We start from the raw sequence: 26,475 nt of genomic DNA on the forward strand, positions 1-26,475 counted from the left end.
GGTGGCAGTAGGCAACTAGAGCACGTTCATCTTACATCGGCCCATTGGGTACCGTGGCTGTTAGGTGACGACCCGTTTATTGCCATACCCGCATTCGTACCCGTAGGGTGGAATGAGCCTGCGAATTCCACCGCATAGATCTATGCACGTTTAGTCTCAGTGCAGCTTCAGACCGACCTTGGTAACGACATCGCCTTCCACTGCCTTGACCACCAGAGTGACCGGGCCCAGCATTAGGCTGTCACCCACGACCGGATGGCCGTGCTGGTGGCGTGCGATGCAGGCCGACAGCGTCTGGGTCGAATCTTCCTGCTCGACCTTGATGCCGTAGGCCTGCTCGACATCGGCCAGCTGCGCCTCGCCATTGAGTACAAACTCGCCGAAGAAGGCCATTTCCGCCAGGTGTTTGGGGCCATGGGGGGCGTTGAACTGATGCCCCAGGGCATCGATCATGTCCGGGCGCGCCATTACGGCCAGCAGATCGCCATCCTGCAGGGCGGTCTTGGCCTGGGGGCGCAGATAGCGGCCTTGACGAAACACCGCCGCTATCCCGGTATCCGCCGGCATGCGCAGATCACCCAGCGGGGCAGGGCGCTGCCAGCGCTGGCCCTGCAGCCGGAACAGCAGTAACTCGTGTTCGCCTACCGCCGGTACGTCTATGGGGATGCGCCGGTGCGCCTGCTCATGCCCCGGCACTTCAAGTTTCAGCCAGCGGGCCACCGGTGCCAGGCTGCTACCCTGAATCACCAGCGACACCATGACGACGATAAAGGCGATATTGAAGAACAGCGGTGCCTGCTCCACGCCGGCCATGACCGGAAACAGCGCCAGCACTATGGGCACAGCGCCGCGCAGGCCCACCCAAGCGATAAAGCCTTGTTCACGAGGCTTGAAACCGAAGGGCCAGAGGGTACTGAAGGTCGCCAGCGGACGGGCGATCAGAATCAGTACCGCCGCCAGCAGCAGCCCCGCTGGCGCGATCAGCAGCAGCTGAGATGGATCCACCAGCAGGCCCAGTATCAGGAACAGGCACAGTTGCGCCAGCCAGGCGAGGCCGTCATGTACCTGCAAGATGGCCGGCATCATGCGTACCCGGGCGTTGCCCAGCAATACGCCGGCCAGGTAAATCGCCAGAAAGCCACTGCCGCCCAGGGCGTTGGTGCCGGCAAATATCACCAGCCCGCTGGCCGTGACCAGCAGCGGATAGAGCGCCGTCACCAGTTCGACCTTGTTGATCAAAAGGACCAGCAGCTTGCCGCCAAACCAGCCGAAGGCGACGCCGATAACAATCTGCTGCAGCAGCATCAGCGGGGCCGACCACAGCGAGGTGCCGCCGTCCTGAGTGATCAGCTGCAACAGTATCAGGGTGAGGAATATCGCCATGGGGTCGTTGCTGCCGGACTCTATTTCCAGGGTGGCGCTGACGCGGGCGTTGAGGTTCAGGCCGCGGCCCTGCAGCAGCGCGAAGACGGCGGCGGCGTCGGTGGAGGATACGATGGTGCCGATCAGCAGGCCGTCGAGCCATGAGAGGTCAAAGATAAAGATCGCGGCCACCCCCGTGACCAGGGCGGTGATCAGGACGCCCAGGGTCGCCAGTACCAGTGCGGGCCTGAGGCCAACCCGGAAGGTTTCGCCCCGGGTGCGCATGCCGCCATCCAGCAGGATGATGGCCAGTGCCAGGTTGCCCACCAGGAAGGCGGTTTCAAAATCGTCGAACTGGATATGGCCCAGGCCGTCTTCGCCGGCGAGCATGCCAACGCCCAGAAACAGCAGCAGCACCGGCATGCCAAGCCGGTTCGACAGCGGGCTGAGCAGGATGCTGAGCATCAGCATCAGGGCGCCGACCAGCAGAAACAGGGAGGTCATGACATCGATCCTTGAAGTTGCCGTGCGAAGTCCCGGGGGCCGTCATAGCGCTGGGGGCTTTGCAGGGTTAAAGCGCTATTATAAGGGCGCCCCCGGTGGCGGCCAATGCTCATTCGCAGCTAAAGCGAGCGTTGGCCTGAAGCTCAGGGCCATAACAGGAGACTCATCAGGAGGCAGGCGGATGCGAGGTCAGATGGCGAAACTGCTGGGCACATTACCCCAGTGCGGTGTGCTGGAGCAGATACTGCTGCGGCCTTCCCGGCAAGAGCCCATGCAAAGCGTTACTGAGGCCAGCGTAGAGCTGGGGCAGGGCTTGCTGGGTGATCGCTTTAGCGGTCGGGTCGACAGCAAGCGTCAGATCACTCTGTTTCAGGCTGAGCACCTGGCGGTGCTGGCGTCCCTGTTGCACAGGGAATCGCTGGATCCTGCGTTGCTGCGGCGTAATCTGCTGGTGCGTGGCATCAGCCTGCATGCCCTCAGCGGGCGGCGCTTTCGCATCGGCGAGGTGCTGCTGGAAGGGGCGGGGCAGTGTCACCCCTGTTCGCGCATGGAAGCGGTGCTGGGGCCCGGTGGTTTTAACGCCATGCGCGGTATAGGCGGGCTCTGCGTGCGCATTATCGAAGGTGGACGCATCCGGGTGGGAGACAGAGTGCAGGCTGAGCCAGAGCCAGAGCCAGAGCCAGAGCCAGAGCCGCTGGTCAGGCTCTGAGTCTTGCCCTGTGTTGCTGGATCAGCTTTGCTCGCCACAGATGGATGTTTGCATCAGCTCGCGTATCCGTATGGGCGACTCCCCGGTGGCGACAATAAAATGCAGCTTGGTGAAGGCCGCCTCTACGGTGAGATCGCTGCCCGGCACTACGCCTATATCATTCAGCTTGCCACCGGTGGCATAGGCGCCCTGGCTGACCTTGCCCTGCAGGCACTGGGTCAGGTTGACTACCACCTGGCCTCGGGCCGAGGCCTGTTCCAGTGCCTGCATCAGTTCACGGTTTTCATCGGGCGGGTTGCCGACGCCAAAACTGCGGATCAGCAGCCCCTTGAGTTGCGAATCCTCCAGCAGCTGGGCGGCGATGCGCCCCGGCATGCCGGGATACAGATGCAGCAGCGAGACGGCGCCGGGGTCGAAATGCGGTGCTTCAAAGCGCGGTGCGCCGCGTTCGAGTAGCAGGTGTTCCTGCAGCTCTATATGGATGCCGGCCTGGCCAAGCCAGGGGCAGTTGGGCGTATCGAAGGCATCGAATCCAGTCGCGCGCAGCTTGCAGGCGCGGTTGCCCCGCAGCAGTCGGCCATTGAAGTAAATGCAGACTTCGGGCACCGCATAATTACCGGCCAGAATCAGCGCCGTGATGAGGTTGTCCAGGGCATCGTTGCGTGGCTCGATCAGCGGAATCTGTGAGCCGGTCAGGATCACCGGCTTGTCCAGACCCTGCAGGATGAACGACAGCGCGGACGCCGTGTAGGCCATGGTATCGGTGCCGTGCAGCACCACGAAACCCTTGTAGTCGTCGTAATGCTCCATCAGGGTTTTGCCTAGGCGGGTCCAGTCGGATGGCTGGATGTTGGAGCTATCGATCAGCTGGGCGAATTCCAGTATTTCAAAATGCGGCAGGTTCTGTTGCGCCTGCTTGCTGAGCTTTTGCTGCAGCAGTTCGTTAAAACCCGGCACCGGGACATAGCCCTGATCCGAGGGGTGCATGCCGATAGTGCCGCCGGTGTGAATGATCAGAACTTTTGATTTCATTATTGTTGGCCTTGGGCGGTCTGGATGTGGGCGGCTAGCAGCCTGTCGGGCTTGGTCGCGGTAGATCAGTGTTCAGTCCGACAGGCTGCCGGGGTTTCAGGCGCCGAGAAATTGCTGGCGGATGCGGTAATCCTGCTGGCAGCGCTGGGCATAGCGCTGCGTCTCCTCGCTGATGTCTGCTGTGAGGCTGTCCGGCAAGAGGGCGCCTGAGTGAATCAGAAACTGGATCAGCTCGCGTCTGTCGCTGCGCAACGCCAGCAGCAGGATGCTGTCTCCAGCGCTATCCAGGCTATCGATGCGGGCGCCGGCTTCCAGCAGGCGACTGAGGTGCAGCATCAGCCGGACCGGTTCGCAGTGCGCAAAGCTGGCGTGCAACAAGGGCGTACCGGCATCATTAATGCTGTTGGGGTCGGCACCTGCGCGCAGGAGGGCTGCGAGCAACTCCAGGCTTTTGCCCGCCAGGCCATGGGTTGTCAGGCTGCGCCAGCTCAGTGGCAGGCCCTGGGCGCCGACGGCATTGGCATCGCAGCCTGCATTTAGCAGCAGCGTCAGCAGTTTGGGACTTTGTGCGTCTATCGCCAGTTCCGTTGCCAGGTGGCCGCTATCCACAGGCTCTGACAGCAGCGCCGGGGTTGCCTTGCGCAGCAGCTTGGCCAGGCCATCGGCATCATCGCGTTCGATTGCCTGGGCCAGCCGGGTAGCGGGGGAGCCGGTAAATAGCTTGAGCATATCTATTCAATCTCTGGGCACAGTGGCATCTATTTTGGCATTTATTCTGGTGTCTAGTCGTTTAGAATCATAGGTTCTGGAATAATTCATTACGCAGGAGCGGCGGATGCCGGCGCAGATATCCCTGGATGCACTCAAGGTGCTGGATGCCATCGATCGTCACGGCAGTTTTGCCGCCGCCGCTGAAGCGCTGTTTCGGGTGCCCTCGGCCATCACCTATACGGTGCAGAAACTCGAGGAAGAGCACCGCATCAAGGTGTTTGAAAAGCGCGGCAGGCGCATGGTGCTAACGCCGGTGGGGCGCATGCTGTTGCAGCATGGGCGACAGATTCTGCAGGCCACCGAGTCGCTATCCGAGATGGCGCAGCGTATGGCCCATGGCTGGGAAGCGCAGCTGACCATTGCCATCAATGCGCTCTTTCCGGTTGAAGTGATTTATCCCCTGGTGAAACGCTTTCAGCAGGTACAGCCCGATATTCACATACTGCTGCGCTACGAAACCCTGGCAGGTACCTGGGACTGCCTGCACGATGGCCGCGCCGATCTGGTGATAGGCGCGCCGGGCCTGCCGCCTGAGGGGCGCTCCTACGATCTGTTGCCGCTGCCACTGATGACGGACAACGCCTTCTGCTATGTGGCGGCACCGGAGCATCCGGTCTGTCAGCTGGAACAGCCGGTCAAGCGCGAGTCACTGCGTCGCTTCACCTCGGTGGTCATTCCCGACAGTTCCCGCCGCCTGCCGGCCCTGACCTATGGTCTGCTGGAAAGTCAGCCGCGCATCTTCGTGCCGGATACCGATGCCAAGCTCAAGGCCCATCTGGCAGGCCTGGGTATCGGTTTTCTGCCGCGCTTTCGTGCCGCGCCCTACCTGGCACGGGGGGAGCTGGTGGAGATCGAGGTTGATATCACGCGCACCGACCATACCCATCACCTGGCCTGGCACAGCAGTAACCAGGGCCGAGCACTGCACTGGTTTATCGATGCGCTGCGTGAAGAAAATCCCTTCGCTGAAATGATGGAGCAGGGTCAGGCACTGCGTTAGACGGGACTGCGGTATACGGCGCCCTGGATGAGCTGTTCTCATCCAGGCCCTCCCTGTTGCATGTCTGGTTGTATCCGCTATTGGTGCCTTGTACTCGTGAATGGCACTGGCATCATTTTGTGCTCCCTTCGCGGCCGTGTCCGGCCATTCCTGATAGAGGTAAGAGGGGTGTGCATCTTATTTTGTACGATGTATGATTATTTGCGGTCATAGTGCCGCTACATTACCGATGTAGCCAAGACATACCGGTGGACAGGCTTGCTATTGAGGCTGGCGCCGAGGTTTGAGCACTTTGCGCCACACTAGTTTGGTGGTGCTTTGAGCCCTGTTTTCTTTAGCCAAAACCTGCCTGACACCTTCCCCATGCCCAGACGACCCATAGAGAAAGCTCCTGAAGCCCCGCTTGATAAAACCCGTCCGACATCGGGCTTAACACTTATCGATGTGGCCAAAGTGGCCGGCGTTTCCCCGATTACCGTATCCCGGGCGTTGAACCGACCGGAGCTGGTGTCTGATCTGACGCTGGAGAAGGTTCGGCGTGCCGTGGCACTGGTCGGCTATATCCCCAATATGCAGGCAGGCGGGCTGGCCAGCAAGCAGAGCAAGCTGGTCGCCGTTTTCGTTCCCACCATTGCGCATTCTATTTTCTCTGACATGGTTCAGGCGCTCATGGATCAGCTTGGCGAGGCCGGTTACCAATCTATCCTCGGGGTGACCGGGTACTCGCTGGAGAAGGAAGAGTCATTGCTGGGCGCGATATTGGGACGTCGACCTGATGGCATTGTACTGATGGGGACTGAGCACTCTGCGCTGACTCGCCAGCGGCTCGCCTCATCCGGTATACCCGTGGTCGAGACATGGGATTTTTGTGAAGACCCTATTGATATCCTTGTTGGATTTTCCCACGAAGCCGTCGGCAAGGCCGTCGCGGGGCACTTGCATGACAAGGGGTACCGGCGTTTTTCTGTCGTATCTGCAAGTGATGCTCGCGGGATCAAGCGTTGCAAGGGGCTTGTGAGCGAGTTGAGTGAGAGGGGTATCACGGAGGTTCCCCAGGTGATCTTTACGCCACCGGCAACGCTTAAAGAAGGGCGAGCAGGGCTGAGTCAGTTATTTTCTGCAGGCTCAAATCCTGAAGTCGTCGTGTGCAGTTCGGATACGGTCGCGCAAGGGGTGCTGGCTGAAGCCGCCTCACGCGGTCTCCGGGTTCCGGAAGATCTTGCCGTCATGGGGTTCGGCGATATGGGCAGCGCGGCGCAACTTTATCCCGCCCTGTCTTCGGTCAGGCTGGATGGCGCCCGCGTCGGGGGCTTGATTGCAAAGGTGCTGCTGGAGCGCTTTCGAAACCAGGGGGATCATCAGGCCCCGGTGCGCATCGATACGGGCTTTACACTGATCGATCGAGTCAGTGCATGATGGTGTGGGGGGCGTCTATGCATGGAGCTTGGCGCCTTCACGCTGATAACTGTCTGGCTTTTCGCTCGAAGAGACAAGCAGCAAGGTAAACATAATCGAATCTTAATCTGCGATACCCACTACTTCTTCTGATTGCGACAACACTGGTATAGCGCACGGGTGGCGATGCTTTATGCACCTATGGTGACGCTTGAGTTGCTTGCGAGCGCCTTTGTGCTGGCTGGATTTCGACGGGCTATTTTTACCTGGTAGCGTTTGTTGGACCTCGGCGCTGATGTCTGTTTGAACCACAGCCCTGCAAGGCTTGAGGGCTCAGTGGTCGCTCTGTAAATAATGATTGCGCAACCATATGTATGATGTATGATTAATTGGTCTGCTACAGGACTGGAGCCTTACCGAAGATTCCGGTAGCTGCCTGTCCTGCGTAACAGTCGAATGAGCGGGTGAGCAACGATGGGCGTTCATCGTGGTGAGCGCTGACTTGTCCGAGACAAAACGGGTCATACAGGAATAATAAGATATGAAAGGTTTAGTATTAGGTTTGCGTCTGAGCTTGTGTGCGCTCACGGCAACGCTGGCTGCGCAGAGTTTTGCGGCCGATTTTCCGTCGAATATTCGGGTAGTCATCGGATCCAAGTCCACCGGCGGTGATACCTATCAATCCAGCAGTATCGTAGCTGAGGCTCTGTCGGCCAAGCTGGGTGCCAACTTCAAGGTTGATGCCACCGGTGCGCCCTCGGCTTACAAGGCCGTGGAACGTGACCGCAGCGCCGATGGCAGCACCATCATGGTGTTCCACGACCAGGCCTATCTGGGCGTGCTGTACGAGCAAAAGGGTTATTCCGACCTGTTTGAAAACTACCGTGTCGGGCCGACTTTTGCTATCAATCCGGGCAATGCCTACCTTGTTAGCAAGAGCTCACCGTACCAGAGTGTGGAGCAGATTATCGATGCGGCGGGCAGCGGCACGACCGTGCGCGTAGCGATTCAGCCGGGTGGCGTTTCGGAAATCGGTTACAGCGCGCTCAAAAACGCGGTCAAGCTGAAATATCCGGGCAAGGAAGGCAACCTCACACCGGTCAATACCGGCTCCCAGTCATCCAAGAATCAGGCAATGTTTGATGGTCTGGCCGATGTAATCAATGGCAGTGTGCAGGCCAACGAGCAGTACACCCGTTTGCCAGCGGACGACCAGAAGGCTATGAGCTTTGTCTGGCTGACCGCGCGTGAACAGACCATCCAGCAGGCCAACGAAGAAGGCATGGGCAAGACCAGTCGCAACGATCTGCTGAGCTTTGTCGAACCTAAGGTCCAGGTGCCGATGGGGGAAGAACAGGACTTTACCTTCGACAAGGAATTCTTTTTTATCTACAACAAGGATATTGATCCTGCTTTCGTTGCCGCGATCGACAAGGCGCTGAGTGAAATTTACGCCGAAGGAAAAATCCAGGAAGTGCAGAAAAAATCCTTTTTCATTCCGAACTTCAAACCCTCCAGCGAAGCTCAGAGCTACCTGAAAGAGAAAAACGACCGTATCTCCAAGGTGATCAAGGCTATCAACGGCTAAGGCCCAAACGGGCGACAGCAATACCAGAGCCGTTCGCATATAGCGCGGCTCTTTTTCCCATGACCCTCACTTAACCGTTCGGTGCAGTTATGAGCCAGACACTCACTTCGTTGCTTGAGGTCTCGATCGACTTCGATCAATCGCATTTGTTTTTCCCGAGGCTTGTGCTCGGTTTGCTGGCCGGGATGCTGGTACTGATTGTTGCGCTCAATTATGGGCGTCTCGCTGAAATCGTCAGGACGCGAGGCGCAGGCTTGGCGTTCTTTGAAGCAAACGCCGACAAGTTCCGCCTCTTCAGTACCCTGGCGCTGGTGATAGCGTACTTTGTGGCAATGGATTATGTCGGGCAGCTCTTTCCCAATACGGGGCTCGGATTCCTGTTCAGCTCTATGGCGTTCATGTTTTCCCTGTCTCTGGTGTATGTCCACGAAGTGACGCGCCGGGTGCTGCTGGTTATTTCTTCCAATGCACTGATTGCGCCGCTTGTGGCCTGGTACGTACTGGGCACGCTGTTCAATATCACCTTGCCGTAACGCCCCGGAGTCACTGCGATGGATTTTATTTCCCTGTTATCTCCCGAATATTTTCTGCTGGCGGCTGCGGGCTCGCTGGTGGGTATTATTTTTGGTGCCATTCCGGGCATGACCGCCACCATGGCGGTCGCCGTCTGCCTGCCGCTGACCTATTCACTGGGGCTGCATGAAGGCCTGGCGCTGCTGCTGGGGCTCTATGTGGGTGGCATCTCGGGTGGCCTGGTGCCGGCGATTCTGCTGAATATTCCCGGTACGCCCTCGTCCATTACGACCACCTTCGATGGTCACCCCATGGCCAAGCGGGGCGAGGCGGAGCGGGCGCTGAAGATCTGCATTGTCTCGTCGCTGGTGGGCGGGCTCTTCAGTGCCGTGATTCTGTTCCTGTTTGCGCCGGTGCTGTCCGATTTTGCGATCAAGTTCTCCTATGTGGAGAAGTTCCTGATTATCTTCTTTGCGCTGACGGTGATTGCGTCGCTCTCCAAGAACATGCTGATCGGCATCTTCAGCGGCCTGATCGGCGTATTTCTCAGTCTGATCGGTACCTACGATGTGGGTGTCGGTGGCAATGGCGAATACCGCCTGATGGCCGACTTCATGGTGCCTTACCTGGAAGAGGGCTTTGCGCTGTTGCCGGTGTTGATCGGCCTGTTTGGTCTGGCGACCATCTTTCAGGAGGCCGAGAAGGGCATCAAGGAAGAGCACGGCGCGAATCGCATTCAGCTGAAAAATGGCACGCCCTTCAAACTCGATGTGTTTCGTGGCCAGTGGGTCAATTTGCTCCGTTCGTCGTCCATCGGCACCTTTGTCGGCATGCTGCCGGGCATCGGTGGCAGTGCGGCATCGGTGCTGGCCTATACGCAGCAAAAAAACTTCTCCAAGGAACCGTCGAAAATGGGCAAGGGCGCTCCCGAGGGGCTGATCGCGTCCGAATCGTCCAACAACGCCCTGACCGGTGGTGCCCTGATTCCGCTGCTGTCCCTGGGCATTCCCGGCGACAGCACCACGGCGGTGCTGATCGGAGCATTCACCCTGCAGGGGCTGCAGGTCGGGCCTTTGTTCATCGCTGAAAACCTGGATACCTGGTATTCGATGATGATCGGACTGGTGTTTGCCAACCTGGTGATGTTCGGGGTCATGTTCTTTGCCATCAAGCATATTGCCAAGGTCGTGATGGTGCCCAAGTACATCCTCTATCCGATCATCATCATGATGTGTGTGGTCGGCGCCTATGCGATCAACTACGGCATCATGTTCGATGTCTGGACGCTGCTCATCTTCGGCCTGGTGGGCTTTGTGGCGCAGAAAATCGGTATCGAGGTCGCACCGCTGGTTATTGGTTTTATCCTGGGCGGCTCGGCCGAGGTGTACTTCGTCAAGAGTCTGGAGTCCTTCGGCACACTGAGCATCTTCTTTACCAAGAGTCCGATCGCGGTTGTGCTCTGGTGCATGATTTTGGCCTCAGTGCTGTTCTCTATTTTTCTGGCGATCAAAGCGCGGCGCGAAAACAAGGCCCGGCTCGCTGAAGTCTGATTTTTCCTCTGGCCTGTCGGGGTGCAAGGCCCCGGCTAGGCAATTCGATCTGTTTGAGGGTGCCATGAATACACCAAACGAAACCGCTATCACCATTCGCATGCACGAGGCCGACAATGTGGTCATCGTTGCCAATGCCGGTGGTCTTAAAGCCGGAACCCTGCTGGATGAGGGTACGCGGCTGCTGGACGATGTGCCTCTGGGCCACAAGGTGGCGCTGTGCGATATCGCAGCCGAGGGCGCTGTTGTGCGTTACGGCGAAGTGATTGGCTATGCGCTTGAGCCTATAGCCCGTGGCCGCTGGATCAATGAAAGCATGGTGCGCATGCCCGATGCGCGCCTGCTGAGTGAGCTTTCTACCGAGGTGCGGCCGGCACCTGAGCTGCCGCCACTGCAAGGCTATAGCTTTGAGGGCTATCGCAATGCCGATGGCACCGTCGGCACCAAAAATGTGCTGGCACTCTCAACCAGCGTGCAGTGCGTGGCGGGTGTTACTGATCACGTGGTGCGCCGGATCAAGCAGGAGCTACTGCCGCGTTTCCCCAATGTTGATGATGTTGTGGCCCTGAATCATACCTACGGCTGCGGCGTGGCGATCAATGCCCCGGCGGCCATAGTGCCGATTCGCACGCTGCAGAATATAGCCTGCAACCCTAATTTTGGCGGTGAAGTGATGGTCATTGGCCTGGGCTGCGAGAAGCTGCTGCCCACACGGCTGATCCCGGAAGAGCAGGTGTTGCGCCTGGCTAAAAACGCTGCCGATACTACCGAAAATCGACCGTCGCCCATCTTGAGTCTGCAGGATGAGGCCTTTAACGGCTTTGGCGAGATGGTGGATGGCATTCTGCAACTGGCTGAATACCACCTGGAAAAACTAAATAGGCGCTCCCGTGAAACCTGCCCGGCCTCGGAGCTGATAGTGGGCATGCAGTGCGGTGGCAGCGATGCCTTCTCCGGCGTTACCGCCAATCCGGCGTTAGGCTTTGCCGCCGATCTGATCGTGCGGGCCGGCGGTACAGTGATGTTCTCCGAAGTCACCGAGGTGCGCGATGCGATTCATCTGCTGACCTCCCGCGCCAAGAGCCCGGAGGTGGCACAGGCACTGATTGATCAGATGGACTGGTATGACAACTACCTGAGCCTGGGGCAGGTGGATCGCAGTGCCAATACGACGCCCGGCAACAAGAAGGGCGGCTTGAGCAATATCGTCGAGAAGGCGCTGGGTTCCATTATCAAGTCGGGTACCACCGCGATTGTCGATGTGGTGGAGCCGGGTGAGCGGGTCCGCAAGCGCGGCCTGAATTTCGCCGCGACCCCGGCCAGCGACTTTATCTGTGGCACGCTGCAGCTGGCCGCAGGCATGAACCTGCAGGTCTTCACCACCGGGCGGGGCACCCCCTATGGCCTGTCGATGGCGCCGGTCATCAAGGTCTCAACCAACAAGCCCCTGAGCAACCGCTGGCACGACCTGATTGACCTCGATGCCGGGCGTATCGCCACTGGCGAAGCAAGCATCGAGGATGTGGGCTGGGAGCTGTTCCACCTGATCCTGGAGGTGGCCAGCGGCCGTCAAGTGGTTGCAGCCGACCGCTTGGGACTGCACAACGATCTGGTGCTGTTTAACCCTGCCCCTGTGACCTGAGGCCGGCACCTTGCCTTTCGAGGCTGTTGTACGCAGGCCTTGAGTGCCGCGGCGCGCGGGCTGTACATGCTCTGCTGTTCGGCTTTTCCTGCGGTTTTCAATGCTCGGTATTTTGTACGCGAATCAGTCGATTTAAGGCTTGCGCCTTTGAAAGTATGATGTATGATGAATGACAATTAAGGCGCGCTTTTGCGGCCTTGTGGCTCAACAGGGTGCTGGTCAGGCCTCCCGCCGCTGCAGCCTGCAGTTCGGGGGGCAGGTTGCTCTGCCCTGGTTTGGATGAATTTGCTAAAGGCCCTGCTGCGGCTTTAATGAATGATGAGGATCAACACAATGGCGTTATCTGTAGAACGTATCCGTCAGTCCCTGAGCGATGGTCTGCTCTCCTTCCCGATTACCGATCTGGATGCCGACGGCAAGTTTGATGCTGCGACATACCGTGAACGTATCGAATGGTTCGTACAGCAGGGTGTTTCCAGCGTCTTTGTCGCCGGCGGTACCGGGGAGTTCTTTTCGCTGTCCATGGGTGAGTACAAGGACATCTGTCAGATAGCGGTTGATACTGTGGCAGGTCGTGTTCCCGTGATCGCCAGTGCTGGCAAGAGCATTCCGGAAGCACAGGCCTACTGCAAGGCGGCTGCAGCAGCCGGTATCGACGGTATCCTGCTGATGCCTCCGTACCTGACCGAATGCCCGGCGGATGGTGTTGTTGAATACGCCAAGACAGTGATCAACAGCACCAAGCTGCAGGTGGTTTACTACAACCGCGGCAATGGCGTGCTGGATGCTGAAAGTGTCAAGCTGCTGGCAGGGGCCTGTCCGAACCTGGTAGGCCTCAAAGACGGTGTCGGTGACATAGCCGCACTGAATGACACCATCAAGACTGTGGGCGACCGCCTGGTGTATATCGGTGGTGTACCGACCGCCGAAATTTTTGCCGAAGCCTACCTGTCGATCGGTGTAAACACCTACTCGTCGGCGGTGTTCAACTTTATGCCCGAAATGACCATGAAGTTCTACAACGCCCTGCGTGGCGGTGATCAGGCTACGGTCACGGCCATCATCAAGAATTTCTTTATTCCGTTTTGCCGTCTGCGTGATCGCAAGAAAGGCTATGCAGTCAGCCTGATCAAGGCTGGTGCCGACATCGTTGGGCGTCCTGCCGGCGATGTGCGCGCACCGCTGACCATGCCGAGCGCGGCGGAGAAGGAAGAGTTGGCCGCTCTTATCAGCGCCTGCCGCTAAAACCAGGCACCCCGGAGGCTGGGTGACAGCGTAAATGCTGTTACCTGGCCGCTGGTTTACGAACGAGGAGACACTATGTTCACCACCATTAGAAAAATGACCGTGGTGCCGGTCGCCGGTTACGACGGCTTTCTGCTGAACCTCAGCGGTGGTCATGCGCCCTGGTTTATCCGCAGTGTTGTGATTCTGGAAGATACGGCGGGTCGTATCGGCCTGGGCGAAGTGCCGGCCACCCAGGGCATTCTGAATACGCTGGAAAAATGCCGTGAACTGGTAGAAGGCCAGAGCGTGGGACATTACAAGGCCATTATCAGTCGAGTGCGCCAGGCTACCTCGGGTCAGGCGGAAGATGTACGCGGCAACCAGACCTTCGACCTGCGTACCGCCGTGCATGTGATCACCGGCATTGAATCGGCATTGCTGGATCTGGCCGGCCAGGCGATGGATCTGCCCGTGGTGGATCTGCTGGGGCAGTTTGGCAAGCAGCGCGATGAAGTTGAAGTGCTGGGCTACCTGTTCCTGCTGGGTGATCCGAAGAAGACCGATTTACCCTACCCAGTCTGCGACAAGCCGCAGGACGACTGGGATCGGGTGCGTACCCAGGAGGCCCTGACGCCCGAGGCTGTCGCCAGCCTGGCGAAAGCGGCATACGCCCGTTACGGCTTTCGTGACTTCAAACTCAAGGGCGGGGTGCTGGATGGTCGGCAGGAGGCCGAGTGCATCGCGGCCCTGTACGATGTTTTTCCCGACGCACGCCTGACGCTGGACCCTAACGGTGCCTGGACGCTGAAACAGGCGGTCGAATACCTGACGCCCATCAAACACATGCTCAGCTACGCCGAAGATCCCTGTGGTCAGGAGGGCGCCTGGTCGGGCCGCGAGACCATGTCGGAGTTCAAGCGCCAGACCGGCCTCAAGACCGCGACCAACATGATCGCCACCGACTGGCAGCAGTTGCGCAATGCGGTGCGTCTGGACTCTGTTGATATTCCGCTGGCGGACTGCCATTTCTGGACCATGCAGGGCGCCGTCGCCGTGGGCGAGCTGTGCCACGAGTGGGGTCTGACCTGGGGCTCGCACAGCAACAACCATTTCGACATCTCCCTTGCGATGATGACCCATGTCGCGGCGGCTTGCCCAGGCGAGATTACCGCGATCGATACTCACTGGATCTGGCAGGACGGACAACGTATAACCCGCGAGCCGCTGCAGATCCGCGACGGAAAACTGCGGGTACCGCAAAAGCCGGGCCTGGGGATAGAGCTGGACAGAGCCAAGCTGGACGAAGCGAATCGGCTTTATAGAAGCCTCGACGTCGGTCAGCGCGACGACGCCATGGCCATGCAATACCTGATTCCGGGCTGGCAATTCGATGCCAAGAAACCGTCGCTTGTCCGTTAGCGGATGAATCGGGGATAATAAGGCGATACTTCTCTCCTTGAATGACAGCGGATGTAACTATGACCATGCAAAAGCCAGCAGGCGGCAGTGACACTTTTCAGGTTGAACCCGTGCGTCAGCGCGGCAGCCTGTCGAGCCACGTGGCTGAACAGCTGGAAAAAATGGTCACTCAGGGACATATCGATATCGGCCAGAAACTGCCGACCGAGGGCAATCTCTGTGAAATGTTCGGTGTCAGTCGAACTGTTATTCGTGAAGCGATCACGCAGCTGAAGTCACTCGGTCTCGTCGAGACCAAAAGGGGCGTAGGCACCACCGTCGTGCGTAATGTGCTGGCAGAGACTTTTTACGCCCACACCATAAATCCGACTGCGATCGAGGATATCCTGCATATCCTGGAACTGCGTCTGGTGGTAGAAGCCTCAGCAGCGGAATTCGCCGCCCTGCGGCGTGATGACGAGGATATGGTACGGCTGGAAAGCAGCCTGAACGCTTTTCACGAGGCGCGCGCCCAGCACAAGCTGGCGCGAAAAGAGGATTATGATTTTCACCTCAGTATCGCCATTGCCAGTAAAAATCCGTTTATCCAGAGTTTTTACGAGCAGTTCAACAAGAATATTATCCCCAGAACCAAAATCATTAACGCCAATATTGACCCTGTAGCTTCAGATACTTATCTGAGGCGAGTGGAAGATGAGCACGTGGAAATATTCGAGGCCATAAAGGCTCAGAATGGCGAGGCGGCGCGTGCGGCAATGCATCAGCATTTATTCCGCGCATTTCATTTGTACGAAAAGTACAAAAAGAACCAGTCGTTCGACTAAATATTTAATTTTTCGGCGGGGTGCCAGATACCCGCGTTAATTCCTGCTGCCATCTTTTTACCGGCGATTTAATTACTTGCTGGGGCGTACTGGTGCATCCACAGGTGCGTCCATCGACAATTTCAAGGGGATACTTATGCAGATTACAGGCGAAATGCTGATCGGAGCTCGTGCTGTTCGTGGCCAGGGCCGGGTGATACAGGGTATCAATCCGGCGACCGGTGAGACGCTGGAACCGGCCTTTGCTGGTGGCGCTCAGGCCGAGGTCAATCAGGCCTGCGCTCTGGCGGCCGAGGCGTTCGATAGCTTCCGTGAAACCGGGCTTGAGGCACGTGCCGCCTTTCTTGAAACCATTGCCGAAAACATACTGGCGCTGGGCGATGATCTGATTGTGCGCGCCATGGCCGAATCCGGCCTGCCGCGGGCTCGGCTTGAAGGAGAGCGCGGCCGTACTATGGCTCAATTGCGGTTGTTTGCTTCCGTTGTACGCTCCGGCAACTGGCTGGATGTACGCCTTGACCCTGCCATGCCTGAGCGTGCGCCGCTGCCCCGTGCCGACCTGCGTCAGCGCCAGATTGCGCTGGGCCCAGTGGCGGTGTTCGGCGCCAGCAACTTTCCGTTGGCGTTCTCGGTGGCAGGGGGTGATACGGCTTCTGCACTGGCGGCCGGTTGCCCGGTGGTGGTGAAAGCGCATTCGGCACACCCTGGCACTTCCGAGCTGGTGGGGCGAGCAATTCAGCAGGCGGTGGTCGACGCAGGACTACCCGAGGGTGTGTTCTCGCTGCTATTTGGTTCCGGTACAGAGGTGGGTGCCAATCTGGTGGCCCATCCTGTCATCAAAGCGGTGGGCTTTACCGGTTCGCGCAGCGGCGGCACCGCGTTGATGCAGATCGCCGCCAACAGGCCCGAGCCGATTCCGGTCTATGCCGAAATGAGCAGCATCAACCCGGTGTTTCTGTTGCCGGCGGCGCTGGAAGCCCGTGGCGAGTCCATTGCCAAGGGGTTCGTCGGTTCGCTGGCGATGGGGGCGGGGCAGTTCTGCACCAACCCTGGGCTGGTGATTGCACAGGAAGGCGTCGCGCTGGATGCCTTCGTGCAAACCGCTGCCGCGGCACTGGCGGATGTTGCCGCCCAGACCATGCTGACGCCCGGTATCCACCAGGCTTACAGCCAGGGCACCGATCAGCTGCAGCAGAATGTTGCGGTGAGCCTGGCCGGATCAGGCATTGCAGCCGCAGGGCCAAACCAGTGTCAGGCCGGACTTTATGTCACCAGTGCCGAGGCGTTTTTGGCGGACGAGAGTTTGGCGGCGGAGATCTTTGGCGCCAGTTCGCTGCTGATCAAGTGCCGTAGCACCGATGAGTTTGCCCGCGTGGCGGAGCATCTGGAAGGTCAGTTGACCGCGACATTGCTGCTGGATGAGGCCGATACCGAGTTGGCTCGCGGCCTGTTGCCGGTGCTGGAACGCAAGGCGGGCCGCATTCTGTGCAATGGCTACCCGACCGGTGTCGAGGTGTGCCAGGCCATGGTTCACGGCGGTCCTTTTCCTGCCACCTCCGATAGCCGCACCACCTCGGTGGGCAGTGCCGCAATCCTGCGCTTCCTGCGCCCGGTCTGCTATCAGGATCTGCCAGCGGCGCTGCTGCCAGCGGCCCTGCAGGACAGCAACCCGCTGGGCGTGCGCCGTCTGCTGGATGGTCGCAACGACGGCTGAGGTGTCGGCATTTTTTCGTCAAGCTCTCTCGTTTAGTCATGCAAGGGCGGCCGGTGAAAAACGGTTACACAGTGGTGTAGCTTAGCCACGAAAAAGGCCTCGCAGATGCGGGGCCTTTTTGTCGGTGCCACCCGGCGTGGGATACACAAAGCGCAATCAGACTTTATTGCGTGCAGCGAACAAAGCCAAGGAGCAGGTGCCCCAATGGAAACGCCCTTTACCCTATTAAGTCAGATTTTTGCCGTCACAGGCCCCGTGTTTATCATGGTGCTGGTGGGCATGCTGCTGAGAAAAATCGACCTGATCGATGATGCCTTCATCAATACAGCCTCGACCCTGACCTTCAGGGCTACCATGCCGACGCTGCTGTTTCTGGGAATTATCAAGGCGGACCTTGCGACGGCGCTGCAGCCAAGACTCATCGGCTACTTTTGCCTGGCAACCCTGCTGAGCTTTGCCGGGGCCTGGCTCTGGTCGTTGCGGTTTGTCGCCCGGGAGGATCGCGGTGTCTATGTGCAGGGGGCCTTTCGCGGCAACTGTGGCATTGTCAGTCTGGCGCTGGCCGCCAATCAGTACGGTGCCTATGGGCTGTCCACCGGCGGGGTGATGTCCGGGCTGGTGATAGTGCTGTTCAATATACTTTCGACCATAGTGTTATCCATTTACAGCAGCAGCTACGAGGCCAATCTGCGTACAGTGTTGCGGGATCTGGCGAAGAACCCGTTGATTATCAGTGTAGTGGCGGGGCTGCTGATGGCTTCGCTCAAGCTGTCGCTGCCGCCCTGGCTGATGGTATCGGGGGAGTATTTAGGCTCGCTCACATTACCGCTAGCCCTGGTCTGCGTTGGGGGATCGCTGTCGCTGGAAGCATTTCGAGACTCCGGTCGGGCGGCTTTCAGTTCCAGTCTGCTCAAGGTGCTCTGGTTGCCGCTGATTTTCACGGCGCTTGCCTGGGTGTTGGGGTTTGAGGGCAGGGAACTGGGATTGCTGTTTCTGTTTTTGGCGAGCCCCACCGCTGCGGTCAGCTATGTGATGGCGCGCACCAGTGGCAGCAACGCCCGCTTGGCTGCCAATATCATTGCGCTATCCACACTGCTGTCCGTTATTACCATCATGGTCGGACTCTATCTGTTGCAGTACTGGAAGTTGATCTGACATTGGTCGGTTCCGGTGTGGAGCTCAGCCTGCCAGTTGGAGCCGGCCACGCGGGAGTCACTGCACAACTTAACTTCGGTGGTCATTCCCGATAGTTCTCGCCGCCTGACTGCGCTGACCTATGGCCTCAGGGTCTTTGCTATCCGGAGTCAGATCACCGCCAGCAGTCGCAGCAGGAAAATGCCGGCGGACAGGGACAGGATTGAGCCCAGGGTGGTGGTGAGGATGATATTGGCGGTGAGCTGGGCGTTGGCGCCCATGGCGCGTGCCATAACAAAAGCGGCGGCGGCGGTGGGGCTGGAGAACAGTACGAACAGCAGTGCCAGCTCCACGCCTTCAAAGCCCAGAAACGCTGCGACGGGTACCATCAGCAGCGGCAGAATCAGCAGCTTGGTGAGGGTGGCCCAGAAGGCGGTCATTGAGCTGTTGCGCAGGCTTTTCAAATCCAGTGCGCCGCCTATGGCCAGCAGTGCCAGCGGCAGGGTGAGGTTGGCGAAGTACTTGCCTGTGGTGTCCAGTGCCGTCGGCAGATGCAGGCCGTAGTAGGAAAACGGCAGGGCCAGTACCACGGCGATAATCAGCGGGTTTAGAGCGATGGCGCGCAGGATGCCGATCAGGCTGACGCCGCCTGTCGTGCCGTGGTTTGCGGTGACGGTCAGCACCACCACCGACAGCACGTTATACATGGGGATCACCAGGGCCAGAATCATGGCTGCCTGGCTCAGGCCGCTGTCGCCAAACAGGTTGTAGCTCAGCGCCATGCCGATAATGCCGAAATTACTGCGAAATGCCCCCTGGACAAAGGCACCCAGGTCCGCTTGATCGGTGATGCGGCGTGCTGCCAGCCACCAGATGACGATGAAACTCAAAAGGGTGCCAAGAAACACGAACCCCAGCAGCGACGGGTTGAACACCGCCTGAAAATCCGTACTGGCGATGGACATAAACACCAGTGTCGGCAGGGCCACCATAAACACCAGCCGTGACGAGGTATTGATAAAGGCCTCGTCGATCAGGCGCTGGCGGCGCAGCAGAAAACCCAGCAGCACAATAACGAAAATGGGGGTAACGATGCCGGCGGTGAACTGCAGTGATTGCAGATAGAGTTCCACTCTAAAGCTCCGGATGGGTGGCGGGGCTTTAGTGTACCTCAGCAGCCTTGAGGATATAAGTTGCTGCACCTGCGTGATTAGTGGGCCTGGTGAAGTTTGGGGTAGTCGAACAATTCTCTTGTGCCGCAGGAGTCGGCCAGTTCGCACCAGCGGGTAATGCTCAGGTGAATGTGCAGTACGGCAGATGTGGGGAGTTTTTTCAGCGCTTCGTGGGTAAGGTAGTAGGCCAGGCTGTCTAGGCCTGGGGAGTGGCCCACCAGCATAAGGTGATGGCAGTGATCGGGTTGCTGTTGCAGCACATGCAGCAGGGTTTCGCTGCAGGACTCGTACAGGTCTGGCAGTTCGCGCAGTTCTTCGGCGTCGAGTTCCAGAGTGTCGGCCAGAGCTTCGGCGGTGGTCAGGGCACGCATTGCACCGCTGGTCAGGATACGGTCGGGAAAGAGGCCAAAGTCACGTACCCGCTTGGCCATCAGTGGCAGGTCGTTTTCGCCGCGCTTGTTCAGCGGGCGGTCGATATCGTTCAGCAAGGGGTCGGCCCAGCTAGACTTGGAGTGCCGGATCAGCGTGAGCTTTCTCATGGTGATTGCCAGGTGGCGGGACTTCGTAGCAGTATTGGTCGAAAATTGTGGAAATTCCAGTCAGATACACTGATCTGAAACGTAGCTGGGCTGCGTAGGAAGCCTTTAGCGCTATTGTGCGGGTTTCGGTGCGGGTTATTGCGTCGCAAGGGCAGCCCGGGCGTTACCCCCGTCGGTAAAACTCGGTAAGCTTGGGCTCCTGTATAGTGGGTATGGGTTTTCTCGGTCCGGTGCGGCTTGAGCAAAAGATGATTATAAAAAGGTTAATCGAGTGATTACTAAAAAATTGCCAGGATGGCTGCTGTCTGCCCTGCTGAGCGCTCCGCTGTGTTTACCTGCGCTGGTGGCGACAGCAGCGCAGCATGATCAGGTTGTGGCGGAGCGTACTCTGGCCGTGGAGGTTGAAGGGCTGAACGGGGATTTGCCCGGCGAGCTGGCCGACAACATTCGTGCCTTTCTGGCGATTGAGCGTATGAAGGGTGAAACTGCGCCCATGGCAAGCCGGCTGCAGTATCTGCACCGCCAGGCCGAAGAGCAGATTCGCACCGCTCTACAGCCCTTTGGCTACTACCTGCCTACTATCAAGACCGAACTGATCGATCAGCCCAACCAGTGGCTGGCGCGCTACCAGGTAGACCCCGGCGAGCAGGTACGGCTGGAAAACATCAATATAGCCGTTACCGGTGAAGCCGAAACCGATCCGCAGTTCATGCTGGCCCTTGCCGATAACAAGCTGCAAAAGGGACAGACGCTGCGTCATTCCGACTATGAAACCCTTAAAAGCCGCCTGCAGTCGCTGGCCTCCGAACGGGGCTATTACGAAGCCGTACTGAGCCGGCAGCAGTTACTGATCAACCCCGAGCTGAATCAGGCCGATATAGAGCTGGTGCTGGAGTCAGGCCCACGCTATCGCATAGGGGCGGTTAATTTTTCCGATGCGCCTGTGGGCGATGCGCTGCTGTCACGTTATGTCCCCTTTAAAGAGGGAGATCCTGTTTCCAGTGGCCGTTTGCTCGAACTGCAGCGCGGACTGACGGAAAGTGACTATTTCAGCCGTGTGGAGGTACAGCCTAGCTGGGACAAGGCGGTTGATAATGTGGTGCCTATAGATGTGGATCTCGAAGCCAACAAGCGCACTGCGTACCGTTTCGGCGCTGGTTACGGTACTGATACAGGTGCGCGACTCAGTGCCAGTGTCAATCGGCGCTGGATCAATAGTCGAGGTCACAGTTTCACGGGTCTGACGCAGTTATCGGAGGTGGAGTCCACCGCGGCGGTGCAGTACAACATTCCTGGCGAGAAACCGCAGACCGACAGCTACAGTGCCCGTCTGGCGTGGGAAACCGAGCTGACGGATACCACCGACAGTGAGATCCTTACCCTGGGCCTGCTGTGGAAAAAGCAGCTTGGCCCCTGGCAGCGGCTGCTGTCGATCGACTGGGAGCAGGAACGTTTCACGCTGGACGATGAAGCCAGCAGCACCAGTTTTCTGATCCCGGGCATGCGCTGGTCGACGACCAATACCGATAACCCTCTTAACCCCACACGCGGTTACCGGCTGTCGCTGGAACTCGATGCCGCCAGCCAGGTGCTGTTGTCTGAGGCTGACTTTGTGCAGGCCCAGGCCAAGGGCAAGCATGTGCTGACGCTGAACAACCGGACCCGCCTGCTTACCCGGGCCGAGATTGGGGTCACGGCCATGGATAATTTTGATCTGATGCCCTCATCGCACCGCTTCTTTGCCGGTGGCGACAACAGCGTGCGCGGATACGATTACAAGGAACTGGGGCCTGTAGGTACCAATGGTGATGTTGTCGGCGGGCGCTACCTGCTGGTGGGCAGTGCCGAAGTGGATTATCTGGTTGCCGAAAGCTGGCGTGTGGCAGCCTTCTACGATGTCGGTAATTCCCTCGACTCCCTGTCTGAACCGCTGCAAAACGGTGTTGGTGTCGGCGTGCGCTGGCAGTCGCCCATAGGCCCTGTGCGGGTGGATCTGGCCAAACCGCTGGAAGAGTCCGGTTTTCGCATTCACTTCACCCTGGGGCCTGATCTATGAAGCGCTGGACGCTGCGTATTCTGTTAGGCCTGTCGCTACTGCTGCTTTTACTGGTCGCCACCATCGCTGCCATAGGTCTGACCGAAAAGGGCACTCGCACGCTGTTTAATCAGCTGCAGCCGCTGATTCCGGGCCAGCTGAGTTACAGCTCGCTCAATGGTGCCCTGCTGAAACAGTTCGAAATCCGGGATCTTAACTATCAGTTGAATGAGTTGCGCGTTGAAGCGGGGCGCATTGAATTGGCCTGGCGCCCGGCGGCGCTGCTCAGTAGCCGGCTTGAGTTGGACCGCCTGGGCGTCGAGGAGCTGGATCTCTGGTTGCCTGCTGCGGCTGAAGAAGAGGTTCCGGTGGAGCCTGCGGGCCCGCTGGCCTTGCCGGATTCGATACGTCTGCCGCTGGCGATCCAGATAGGCGAAGTTTACGGCCAGGGCCTGCGGATTCATCCGGCCGGCAGTGCCGAGCCCATCCTGATTGAAGCCGTGGCGCTGGGGGCGCACAACGAACAGGAGCGGGTGATACTGGACAGTTTCAGTATCAAGGCCCCCCAGGGCGAAGTGAAACTCAGCGGTGAACTGACCGCCGCCGGCAATTATCCGCTGGCATTCCAGCTTGATTGGAGCGCGCTGATTCCCGAACGTGGTGCTATTAGTGGCAGCGGCACCCTGGGCGGTGAATTGCTGGGTGATACGGCAGAACTGACGCTGACACAGCAGCTGCAGGGGTTGGCGGACGCTGGGCTACAGGCCCGGGTGTCTCAGCCTTTGGGTGAGCTCAGCTGGCAGCTGGCACTGGATTTGGCGCGCTTCGATCCGGCGCCTTTTGCCGCCGAGCTTGGCGGTCATCTGGTGAGCGGTACGGTTAACCTCAAGGGTGACCTGGCCTCGGCCGGTGGCGATCTTGCCCTTGCCGGCAGTCTGCCGGATGTAGGCCCGCTGACGCTCGACAGCACGCTGGCGGCCACCACAGAACAGTTAAATATTGCGCGGGCGCAGATACAGCTGCCGCAAAGTGGCACCGATCTTAATCTGTCTGGCACTGTGCTGGGGTTGCAGCAAACACCGGAGCTGGATCTGGCGCTGGGCTGGACGGGCCTGCGTTATCCGCTGTCGGCACAGCTGCCGGCGCAGTTTGCCAGCGAAAGCGGCACCCTGAAAATTACCGGTCTGCTGAGCGACTACCAACTCAGGCTGGATGGCAAGGTGAGTGGCGAAGGCCTGCCGGCGACAGGCGTAGCGTTAACAGGTGCGGGTAGTCTGGAGAGCATGCCGGCACTGGCGCTGACCCTGGATACCCTGGGCGGCCAGCTGGTACTGGAAGGCAGCGCCGGCTGGACACCGCAACCGGTGTGGGATCTGCAGGTGCGTGCTGACAAGATTAATCCGGGTCTGCAATGGCCCGACTGGACAGGCGCCGTTGGGCTGAATCTGAAAACCCAGGGGCAGCTGGTGGATGGCGAACCCCGCGCGCAGCTGGATATCACCGCGCTCTCGGGCAGCCTGCGGGAGCAGGCGCTCAGTGGCAGTGGCCAGATCAAGGTTAAGGGCACGGCGCTGGATATTCGTGAACTGGTGCTGGGCTGGGGCAACGCCAAGCTTAATGTACAAGGTCAGGCGGCGGAAAAACTCGCTCTGGACTGGCAACTGATGGCCAGCGATCTGGCGGCGCTGCTGCCCCAGGCTGCGGGTTCTATCAAGGCCGGCGGCACCCTGGGTGGAACCGCCCAGGCACCCCAGGTTAACGCCAGCATTCAGGGCACTCAGCTGCGTTTCAGTGAATATCAGCTGGAGAAAATCGGCGGCACTGTCGCGCTGGACCTGGGCTGGAAAACGCCGGCCAAAATCGACCTCAAGGCTGAGGATCTGCTGCTGGCCGGGCAAGAAGTACGCAGCCTGAGCCTGCAGGGTAGCGGACTGGAGAAAGACCACCGCCTGATACTGGATGTAGACGCCAAAGCCGCCCAGCTCAGCCTGGGCCTCAAGGGCGGGCTGCAGGACAAACAGCAATGGCGCGGCACCCTCACGCAGCTGGATCTGACCCAGCCCGATGCTGGCGCCTGGGGGTTGCAGGCACCGGTGCCGCTGGAACTTGCCGCCAACAGGGCCCGTGCTCAGGCGCTCTGCCTTGCGGCTAAAAGTGGCCAGGGTCAGCTCTGTCTGGATGGCCAGTGGCTGGCAGAGGGCAAGAGTGAGGGCGGGCTGACGCTGCAGGGCCTGCCGCTGACGTTGCTGTCTCCCTGGCTGCCGGCCACCACCGAGATCACCGGGCAAATTAATGCCAAGGCTAACGGCAGTCTGTCGGCTAAAGGCGCGCTGGCCTACGACGCCCAGGTCTCACTGGATAAGACCCGCCTGACCCTGCCCGATGAAGGGCTCAAGGTGAGCTTTACCGATGCTCGTATCAGTGCCAGCGGTACCGACAAAAAAGCGGCGCTGGATCTGAACCTGCTGATGGACGAAGTCGATGGCCGCGTGCAGGCCTCGGTGACGGTAGATGATCTGGCCGGCGCAGGTTTGATCAAGGGGCAGCTGGCGCTGGCCATTGAGGATCTCAAGTTTCTCTCCTTGCTGGTGCCGGACATGAAGGTGCGCAGTGGCAAGCTGCAGGGTAATCTGGCGATCGGTGGTAACCTGGCAGAACCGCGGGTCCAGGGCGAACTGAGCCTCAACAACGGCAATATAGAGCTGCCGGCGGCGGGTATCGCCCTGGCGGATCTTAGCGTGCGGCTGCGGGATGATCCGGCCCGGCCGGAGTACCTGTTGCTGGACGGCAGTGTGGCCTCAGGTGGCGGTACCCTCACACTTTCCGGCGAGTTTGAACCCCTGGCCCAGATTGGCCAGATCAGCATTAACGGCGAGCGTTTTCAGGCCGTGGGGACGCCGGAAATACAGGTGTTCATTTCCCCCGACATGCAGATCAGCATGACCGAAAGTGGCATTTCAGTGGGAGGCGAGCTCAAGGTGCCGGAGGCGCTGATCAAGCCGCCCAAACTGAGCAATGCGGTGTCCGTCTCACCCGATGCGCTGGTAGTGAATGCGGAAGGTGTGGGCGAGGTGCCGGTGGCAGGCCCGGGGCTGGATCTCAAGCTGCGGGTCACCCTGGGCGACAAGGTGCTGGTGGATGCGTTTGGCTTCAACGGGCGCTTGACCGGCGGCCTGGCGCTGCAGGAAGACAGCCGCCGTGGTACCCGCGCGACCGGCAATATAGGTGTGGCTGCGGGCAAGTACGAACTCTATGGTCAGGAGCTGGATATCTCCCGCGGCAGCTTCGTCTATACCGGTGGCCCTGTGGATAACCCGGGTCTGAATATGCGGGTACAGCGCGAGGTAGATGACGTCACCGTGGGCGCCCGTGTCACTGGAACCCTGCGCGTGCCCAAACTGACGCTGTTTTCTGAACCCTCGATGCCGGACACCAGTCTGCTGTCCTACCTGATACTGGGGCGGGCGCCGGGTACGGCGTCGGCCAGCGAGCAGGAGATGCTGGTCAAGCTGGCCCTGGCCATGGGGCGCAAAGGCGGCAATGCCGTGGGCGAGCGTCTGGCCGAGGCACTGAATGTGGATGAAGTGGGTGTCGGCGGTGGCGATACCCTGGACGACACCTCCTTCTATATCGGCAAGTACCTGTCCCCCAGGCTCTATGTGAAGTACGGCGTGGGCCTGCTGTCGCCAGCCTCCAGTTTCCTGATGCGCTACAAGCTCACCGACCGCTGGTCGTTCGAGTCCAACACCGGCACCGCCGGCAGCGGCGCCGATATCTTCTACCAGCTGGAGCGGTAAGAGCAGGGGCTAGGTGGAAAAGCAGGGGCGAGGTGCGAGGTGCGAGGTGCGAGGTGCAAAAGCAGGTGCGAGGTTCGAGGGGCGAGGGGCTAGGTGGAAAAGCAGGGGCGAGGTTCGAGGGGCTAGGGGCTAGGTAAAATCGAAGAGCCAGAGCCAGAGCCAAAGCCAAAGCCTGCAACCCGTAGGTTGGTAATGAGCGTAGCGAATTCCGACATCCGCAGCGAAGCTGTGGAACGCAGGTCAAAGTTGCCAAGTCTGATGCCCGCTACCAATACCGGCGTTTTTAACCTCCAGCTCAGTCTGTGCTGCAAATAGTTGGCCCCGCAGAAGCGGGGCCGGTGCCAATCAACAATCACTCATAACACCATTTACGCTCACACTGTGGTTGAAGGGTTCTCCCTTATACACATCTCACCCCGCCGACGACTCCTTACGTGTATATCTCTTGTCTCCGTGGCTCATTACTAAAACCCACTCAGCCTAAGCACCACGACTGTCACTTCTCCACCTCCACAGACTCCCACGAAAACACACATACAGATCTCCAA

19 protein-coding genes are annotated in these 26,475 nt (G+C 59.2%); 14 read left to right on the forward strand and 5 right to left on the reverse strand.

The window, feature by feature from the left end; all coding sequences use genetic code 11:
• Positions 1-156 precede the first annotated feature (156 nt).
• Positions 157-1,866 carry a potassium/proton antiporter gene (locus tag MPRO_RS14250; protein WP_067293892.1) on the reverse strand — a complete coding sequence of 570 codons (1,710 nt, stop codon included), beginning with the start codon at positions 1,864-1,866 and terminating at the stop codon, positions 157-159.
• A gap of 193 nt (positions 1,867-2,059) precedes the next feature.
• Here MPRO_RS14250 and MPRO_RS14255 point away from each other — a divergent pair, with 193 nt between their 5' ends.
• A complete protein-coding gene (locus MPRO_RS14255; RefSeq protein WP_245635104.1) occupies positions 2,060-2,575 on the forward strand; it encodes an MOSC domain-containing protein in 516 nt (171 codons plus the stop codon).
• Positions 2,576-2,596: 21 nt separating this feature from the next.
• On the opposite strand, the gene ansA is transcribed toward MPRO_RS14255, so the two are convergent.
• Both ansA and MPRO_RS14265 read right to left on the reverse strand, forming a co-directional pair.
• Positions 2,597-3,607: an asparaginase gene (gene ansA / locus MPRO_RS14260; protein ID WP_067293898.1), complete on the reverse strand. Its 1,011-nt coding sequence runs from the start codon at positions 3,605-3,607 to the stop codon at positions 2,597-2,599.
• Between the two features lie 96 nt (positions 3,608-3,703).
• A complete protein-coding gene (locus tag MPRO_RS14265) occupies positions 3,704-4,336 on the reverse strand; it encodes an ankyrin repeat domain-containing protein (RefSeq protein WP_067293901.1) in 633 nt (210 codons plus the stop codon).
• 106 nt (positions 4,337-4,442) lie between these two features.
• On the opposite strand from MPRO_RS14265, the gene MPRO_RS14270 reads away from it, so the two are divergent.
• The 11 genes from MPRO_RS14270 (at position 4,443) to MPRO_RS14320 (ending at position 18,405) form a co-directional block, all read left to right on the forward strand.
• Positions 4,443-5,378, forward strand: coding sequence for a LysR family transcriptional regulator (locus tag MPRO_RS14270; protein ID WP_067293903.1), 936 nt, complete (start codon positions 4,443-4,445; stop codon positions 5,376-5,378).
• 363 nt (positions 5,379-5,741) lie between these two features.
• Positions 5,742-6,794 (forward strand): LacI family DNA-binding transcriptional regulator, encoded by a 1,053-nt coding sequence (locus MPRO_RS14275; RefSeq protein ID WP_067293906.1) that lies wholly within the window; start codon positions 5,742-5,744, stop codon positions 6,792-6,794.
• A 520-nt stretch (positions 6,795-7,314) separates the two neighbouring features.
• Positions 7,315-8,361, forward strand: a complete 1,047-nt coding sequence (locus MPRO_RS14280) for a type 2 periplasmic-binding domain-containing protein (protein ID WP_067293909.1) — start codon at positions 7,315-7,317, stop codon at positions 8,359-8,361.
• Positions 8,362-8,450: 89 nt separating this feature from the next.
• A complete protein-coding gene (locus MPRO_RS14285; RefSeq protein WP_067293911.1) occupies positions 8,451-8,894 on the forward strand; it encodes a tripartite tricarboxylate transporter TctB family protein in 444 nt (147 codons plus the stop codon).
• A gap of 18 nt (positions 8,895-8,912) precedes the next feature.
• Complete coding sequence (locus MPRO_RS14290; RefSeq protein ID WP_067293913.1) at positions 8,913-10,424, forward strand: tripartite tricarboxylate transporter permease; 1,512 nt, start codon at positions 8,913-8,915, stop codon at positions 10,422-10,424.
• A gap of 64 nt (positions 10,425-10,488) precedes the next feature.
• Positions 10,489-12,066, forward strand: a complete 1,578-nt coding sequence (gene garD / locus MPRO_RS14295; protein ID WP_067293915.1) for a galactarate dehydratase — start codon at positions 10,489-10,491, stop codon at positions 12,064-12,066.
• A gap of 333 nt (positions 12,067-12,399) precedes the next feature.
• A complete protein-coding gene (kdgD, locus tag MPRO_RS14300; protein ID WP_067293918.1) occupies positions 12,400-13,311 on the forward strand; it encodes a 5-dehydro-4-deoxyglucarate dehydratase in 912 nt (303 codons plus the stop codon).
• A 75-nt stretch (positions 13,312-13,386) separates the two neighbouring features.
• Complete coding sequence (locus tag MPRO_RS14305) at positions 13,387-14,712, forward strand: enolase C-terminal domain-like protein (protein WP_067293920.1); 1,326 nt, start codon at positions 13,387-13,389, stop codon at positions 14,710-14,712.
• 140 nt (positions 14,713-14,852) lie between these two features.
• Positions 14,853-15,536, forward strand: coding sequence for a FadR/GntR family transcriptional regulator (locus MPRO_RS14310; RefSeq protein WP_245635105.1), 684 nt, complete (start codon positions 14,853-14,855; stop codon positions 15,534-15,536).
• 136 nt (positions 15,537-15,672) lie between these two features.
• Positions 15,673-17,250 carry an aldehyde dehydrogenase (NADP(+)) gene (locus MPRO_RS14315; protein ID WP_067293925.1) on the forward strand — a complete coding sequence of 526 codons (1,578 nt, stop codon included), beginning with the start codon at positions 15,673-15,675 and terminating at the stop codon, positions 17,248-17,250.
• Positions 17,251-17,454: 204 nt separating this feature from the next.
• Positions 17,455-18,405 (forward strand): AEC family transporter, encoded by a 951-nt coding sequence (locus tag MPRO_RS14320; protein ID WP_067293929.1) that lies wholly within the window; start codon positions 17,455-17,457, stop codon positions 18,403-18,405.
• Positions 18,406-18,554: 149 nt separating this feature from the next.
• Here the strand turns inward: MPRO_RS14320 and MPRO_RS14325 are convergent, their stop codons facing one another.
• Complete coding sequence (locus tag MPRO_RS14325; RefSeq protein ID WP_067293932.1) at positions 18,555-19,517, reverse strand: AEC family transporter; 963 nt, start codon at positions 19,515-19,517, stop codon at positions 18,555-18,557.
• 77 nt (positions 19,518-19,594) lie between these two features.
• Positions 19,595-20,095, reverse strand: coding sequence for a SixA phosphatase family protein (locus MPRO_RS14330; protein ID WP_067293935.1), 501 nt, complete (start codon positions 20,093-20,095; stop codon positions 19,595-19,597).
• Positions 20,096-20,366: 271 nt separating this feature from the next.
• On the opposite strand from MPRO_RS14330, the gene MPRO_RS14335 reads away from it, so the two are divergent.
• Both MPRO_RS14335 and MPRO_RS14340 read left to right on the forward strand, forming a co-directional pair.
• Positions 20,367-22,151, forward strand: a complete 1,785-nt coding sequence (locus tag MPRO_RS14335; protein WP_067293939.1) for an autotransporter assembly complex protein TamA — start codon at positions 20,367-20,369, stop codon at positions 22,149-22,151.
• A complete protein-coding gene (locus tag MPRO_RS14340) occupies positions 22,148-25,927 on the forward strand; it encodes a translocation/assembly module TamB domain-containing protein (protein WP_067293942.1) in 3,780 nt (1,259 codons plus the stop codon). The genes MPRO_RS14335 and MPRO_RS14340 overlap by 4 nt, the downstream gene beginning before the upstream one ends.
• Positions 25,928-26,475: the final 548 nt, after the last annotated feature.

The organism is Marinobacterium profundum, assembly GCF_001528745.1.
GTDB lineage: Bacteria > Pseudomonadota > Gammaproteobacteria > Pseudomonadales > Balneatricaceae > Marinobacterium_A > Marinobacterium_A profundum.